Source organism: Streptomyces sp. NPDC016459 (assembly GCF_040632845.1).
GTDB lineage: Bacteria > Actinomycetota > Actinomycetes > Streptomycetales > Streptomycetaceae > Streptomyces.
The window spans coordinates 1-4,857 of sequence record NZ_JBEYCR010000039.1; the positions used below are offsets into that span (position 1 = coordinate 1).

Annotated in this window: 2 protein-coding genes; one reads left to right on the top strand and one right to left on the bottom strand. The window is 69.9% G+C overall.

All coding sequences use genetic code 11. The features are described 5' to 3' along the window. Positions 1–2,387 (bottom strand): PQQ-dependent sugar dehydrogenase (locus ABZ567_RS32235; RefSeq protein WP_360796917.1); only part of this gene is annotated, 2,387 nt, incomplete at its 3' end. Between the two features lie 455 nt (positions 2,388–2,842). Between ABZ567_RS32235 and ABZ567_RS32240 the strand changes: the two genes are divergently transcribed. Further along, positions 2,843–4,857: PA14 domain-containing protein (locus tag ABZ567_RS32240; RefSeq protein WP_360796914.1), on the top strand; the 2,015-nt coding region annotated here is incomplete at its 3' end.

Here is a 4,857-nt window from a genome sequence, read left to right on the forward strand (position 1 = left end):
CCCCCGGCGGAGGTGGTGAAGGAGAACTCGTCGATGTCGAAGAGGGAACCGCTGCCTCCCTTGAAGACGAGGTGCAGCACCGTCGATCCGGCCGGCCCGGCGGTGAGCGGGGCGGTCACGTCCTGGAAGGTCTCCCAGCCGCCGGTGACCGGTACGGTAGCCGTGCCGAGCAGGGTGCCCGTCGGGGATCCCGCGCGCACCTCGATGGTGCCGCCGGCGCCCGCGGAGGAGACCCGGGCCGTGAACCGCGTGACGTTGCCGAGCGCGTACGGCGTGAAGGAGATCCAGTCGCCGTTGTCGATGTAGCCGACGGTCCTCCCGCCGTGGGCGGGCGTGTGGGTGACCACCTGGACGCCGGACGAGGAGCCGTGGTGCTCGGCCTGGCGGTGGGTGGGCTGGGTGATGTGCTGGTCGTGCGTGGTCAGTGCGGGCTGGCCGTTCGCGCCCTTGTCGGTGTACTCGGCGTCGATGACGCCGAAGATGTTCGCGTTCGGGTCGTGTTCGCCGTCGGCCAGGGTCCGCAGGGTGCCGGAGCACCCGGTGGCCGAGGTCTGGGGATGGCCGTGGCTGTCGTGTCCGACGACGAAGGTGACCTTGACCTTGGAGCAGTCGACGGTGCCGTCCTCCGGGTCGGTGACCGTCACCTTGAACGGGATCGCGGCGCCGAAGTCGTAGATGCTCCCGGCCGCCGGCAGGTCGAGGGTCACCGTGGGCGCGGTGTTCCCGACGGTGATCTGCGTGGAGGCCGTCGCGGACTTGCCCGTCGCGTCCGTCACCTTGAGGGTGGCCGTGTACTGGCCGTTCGTGGTGTACGTGTGGGAGGGGTTGGCGGCGGTGGAGGTGGCGCCGTCACCGAAGGTCCAGGCGTAGGTGAGGGCGTCGCCGTCGGAGTCGGAGCTGCCGGCCGAGGAGAACGAGACGGCCAGGGGTGCCTTGCCGGACGTGACGTTCGCCTTGGCCTGCGCCACCGGGGCGTGGCCACCCGTGACGTGTTCGATGCGGTACAGGGCGGAGTTGGCGTCGCCGCTGAAGTAACCGGTGCCGTAGTCGAGGACGTAGAGGGCTCCGTCCGGACCGAAGGCCATGTCCATCACCTGCGTGCCGCTCCAGGGGGACGGATTGATGGACTGCACGGCGCCGTCGGTGCCGGTCTCGACGCGCTTGATCCAGCGGCGTCCGAACTCGCCGGCGAAGTAGTCGCCGTCGTACTCCTGCGGGAACTTGACCGCGGAGGTGGACGCGGCGTCGTAGCGGTAGACCGGGCCGCCCATGGGGGACTCGGATCCGCCGCCGAACTCCGGCACCGAGCCGCCGTCGTAGGGGATCCAGGCCGGCTGCGCGGGGGGCAGGTCGGTGAGTCCGGTGTTGTTCGGGGAGGAGTTCCTGGGAGCGGCGCAGCTGAAGGCGGATCCGGAGGCGCCGGTGGCGAAGTTGTAGTCCACGTAGGCGTCGTTGTCGCCGGTGCAGTACGGCCAGCCGAAGTTGCCCGCCCTGGTGATCCGGTTGAACTCGACCTGCCCGGCGGGGCCGCGCGTGGGGCTGGCGCTGCCGGCGTCGGGCCCGTAGTCGCCGAGGTAGACGATGCCGGTGGCCTTGTCGACGCTCATGCGGAACGGGTTGCGGAAGCCCATCGCGTAGATCTCGGGGCGCGTCTTCGCGGTGCCGGGCGCGAAGAGGTTGCCGCTGGGTATCGCGTACGACCCGTCGGCGTTCACCTTGATCCGCAGGACCTTGCCGCGCAGGTCGTTGGTGTTGCCCGAGGAACGCTGGGCGTCATAGGCGGGGTTGCGGGAGGGTCGCTCGTCGATGGGGGTGTAGCTGTCGGAGGCGAAGGGGTTGGTGTCGTCGCCCGTCGACAGGTACAGGTTGCCGGCCGCGTCGAAGTCGATGTCGCCGCCGACGTGACAGCAGATGCCGCGGGAGGCGGGGACGTCCAGGACCCTCTTCTCGCTGCCGAGGTCCAGGGTGCCGTCCGTCCTCAGGACGAACCGGGACAGCCGGTTGACCCCGTCGTACGGGGCGAAGTCGGCGGTCGTGCCGTCTCCCGGCGCGTCTCCGCCCGGGGTGCTGAGCTTGGGCGCGTAGTAGAGGTAGACATACCGGTTGGACGTGAACCCCGGGTCCACGGCGATGCCTTGCAGCCCCTCCTCGTCGTGGCTGTACACGTCGAGTCTGCCCGCCACCGTGGTGGTCCCCGCGGCATCGGTCAGCCGCAGTGTGCCGTCGCGCGAGGTGTGCAGGACGGAGCGGTCGGGGAGCACCGCGAGCGTCATCGGCTCGCCCGTCTCGGCCACGCCCTTGGCGAGCGTGACCTGCTGGAACTCCGGAGCGGCCGCGGCCGCGGCCGGTTCGTCGTGCTGGGGGTGCGAGGCGGCGGCCGGGGACACCGGGAGCAGGCATCCGACGGTGCACGCCAGGACGGTCAGGAGGAAACGGCCGCGCTGGTGTCTGAGCGTTCTCGTGCGCACAGAAGATCTCCCGAGGTGAGGGGGATGACGGCAGTCTCGTCGGACCGCCCAAAGTGCCTACGGGCGCGCGCCGTCACGCCGTAGGGAAGGGCCGGCCTGCCGTGGCATGACCGGTTCATTTCAAGGAAGCTAGCGCGGTTTGTCGGAGTCCGTAACCCGAGCCGCGCAAGTTCTCGCCACTTTCTCTGCCTGACGGACAAAGCATGGACGGCGTCGTGGGAAGTCCCTACTGTGTCGGTCGCGGCGGTGCGGACCTGACCGATGTCCCGCCCGCCGGTGCCTCCGTGACCGGGACGACGGCGCGCCCCGGCAGCGGTGGATCCCCCGATTACCCGAGCGAGTCCCTCGTGCCCGAGGGGCCGTCAGGAGGTCACGTGTATCCACGGCTGTATCCCCGCCGACCGGGCAGGCGCCTGGCCGGAACGCTTCTCGCTTCCCTACTCGCCGTCGGCCTGTCGTCGGCACCGGCCCCCGCGGACGACAGCTCTGCCGCGGCCCTCCCCCCGCAGGAGCCGGGGGTCACCCTCCGCGTCTTCGACGTCCAGGTACCGCTCAACGACATCTGCACGCTCAAGACGGGCCAGACGCCCAACATCGACAAGCTGATGCCGGTGGTCGACTGGTCCTCGCCCGCCGACTTCGGCCTGGACAGCAACTTCGTCACCCATGTCATCGGCAACCTGAACGCCCCCCGCTCCGGCAGCTACACCTTCCGCCTCACCAGCGACGACGGCTCCCGCCTGTGGATCGGTGACCAGCTGGTGATCGACCACGGCGGTCTGCACGGCCCGGAACCCAAAGAGGCGACACTGGACCTGACGGCCGGTCACCATGCCCTGCGCATGCAGCACTTCGAGCGGGGAGGCGGCGAGCAGCTGACGCTGGCCTGGAAGCCTCCCGGCGCCTCCGCCTTCACCGTCGTACCGAACACGGCCCTCAGCACGGACGCCGACGTCGTACGCGTGACAGCGCCGGGTCGCAAGGAGTGCGAGGCCGGAACGGACTCCCCCGGCGACGGCCTGCCGCTCGCCGGCGTGCACCCCAACTACAGCCTCACCGATCTCCGGCCCGCGGGCTTCGAACCCCAGGTCTCCGCGATGGACTGGCTCCCGGACGGCCGTCTTGCCGTGACCACCTGGGGCGGCAGCAACAACGCGGCGGGCGAGGTCTACCTGCTGGCGAACGTCACGGGAAGCACCGGACCGGGCAGGGTGACCTTCAAGAAGATCGCCTCGGGCCTCAAGGAGCCGATGGGGATCAAACACGTCGACGGCAAGCTCTACGTGTCGCAGAAGCACGAGCTGACCGAGCTGAACGACACCGACGGCGACGAGGTCATCGACCAGTACCGGAGAGTCGCCACCTGGCCGTTCGGGGGCAACTTCCACGAGTTCGGCTTCGGCCTCCTCCACCAGGACGGGTTCTTCTACCTGAACCTGTCGGTCTCCATCAACTACGGCGGGGCGACCACGGATCCGCAGCCGGCGGCCAATCGCGGCACCACCATCAAGGTCAACAAGCAGACCGGCGAGGTCTCGTATGTCGCCGGCGGGCTGCGCACCCCCAACGGCATCGGGTGGGGCCCCGAGGGCGGCATCTTCGTCACCGACAACCAGGGCGGCTGGCTGCCCTCGTCGAAGCTGGTGCACATCAAGCAGGGACGGTTCTTCAACCACTACACCAACCCCGCCGGGCCCTTCGACTCCCAGTCCGTGACCAAGCCGGTTCTCTGGCTGCCCCAGAACGAGATCGCCAACTCGCCGAGCACACCCCTGCAGCTGACCACGGGGCCGTTCGCCGGCCAGATGCTGTTCGGCGACGTCACGTACGGCGGGATCCAGCGCGCCTACCTGGAGAAGGTCGGCGGCGAGTACCAGGGCGCGGTCTTCCGGCTCACCCAGGGACTCGAGGCCGGTGTCACCCGGATCAGCGTCGGACCTGACGGCGCGCTGTACGCCGGCGGGCTCGGGGCGGGTGGCAACTGGGGCCAGGAGGGCAAGCTCGCGCACGGCCTCCAGAAGCTCACGCCGAACGGCTCCAACGCCTTCGACATCCGCGCCATGCGGGCCGTACCGGGCGGCTTCGCGCTCGAGTACACGCAGCCGGTGTCGGCCGAGACCGCTGCCGACCTCGTCAAGCATTACAGGATCAAGCAGTGGCGTTACGTGCCGACCTCGGGCTACGGCGGCCCGAAGGTCGACGAGGAGACCCTCACCGCGCAGTCGGCGGGCCTCTCCGCCGACGGGAAGACGGTCACCCTCGCGATCCCCGGCCTCAAGACCGACCGGGTCGTCCACATCCGCTCGCCCCGCCCCTTCAGCTCCGCCGGCGGCGAGTCCCTGTGGAGCACCGAGGCGTGGTACACGCTCAACAAGCTGCCCGGCGCAGC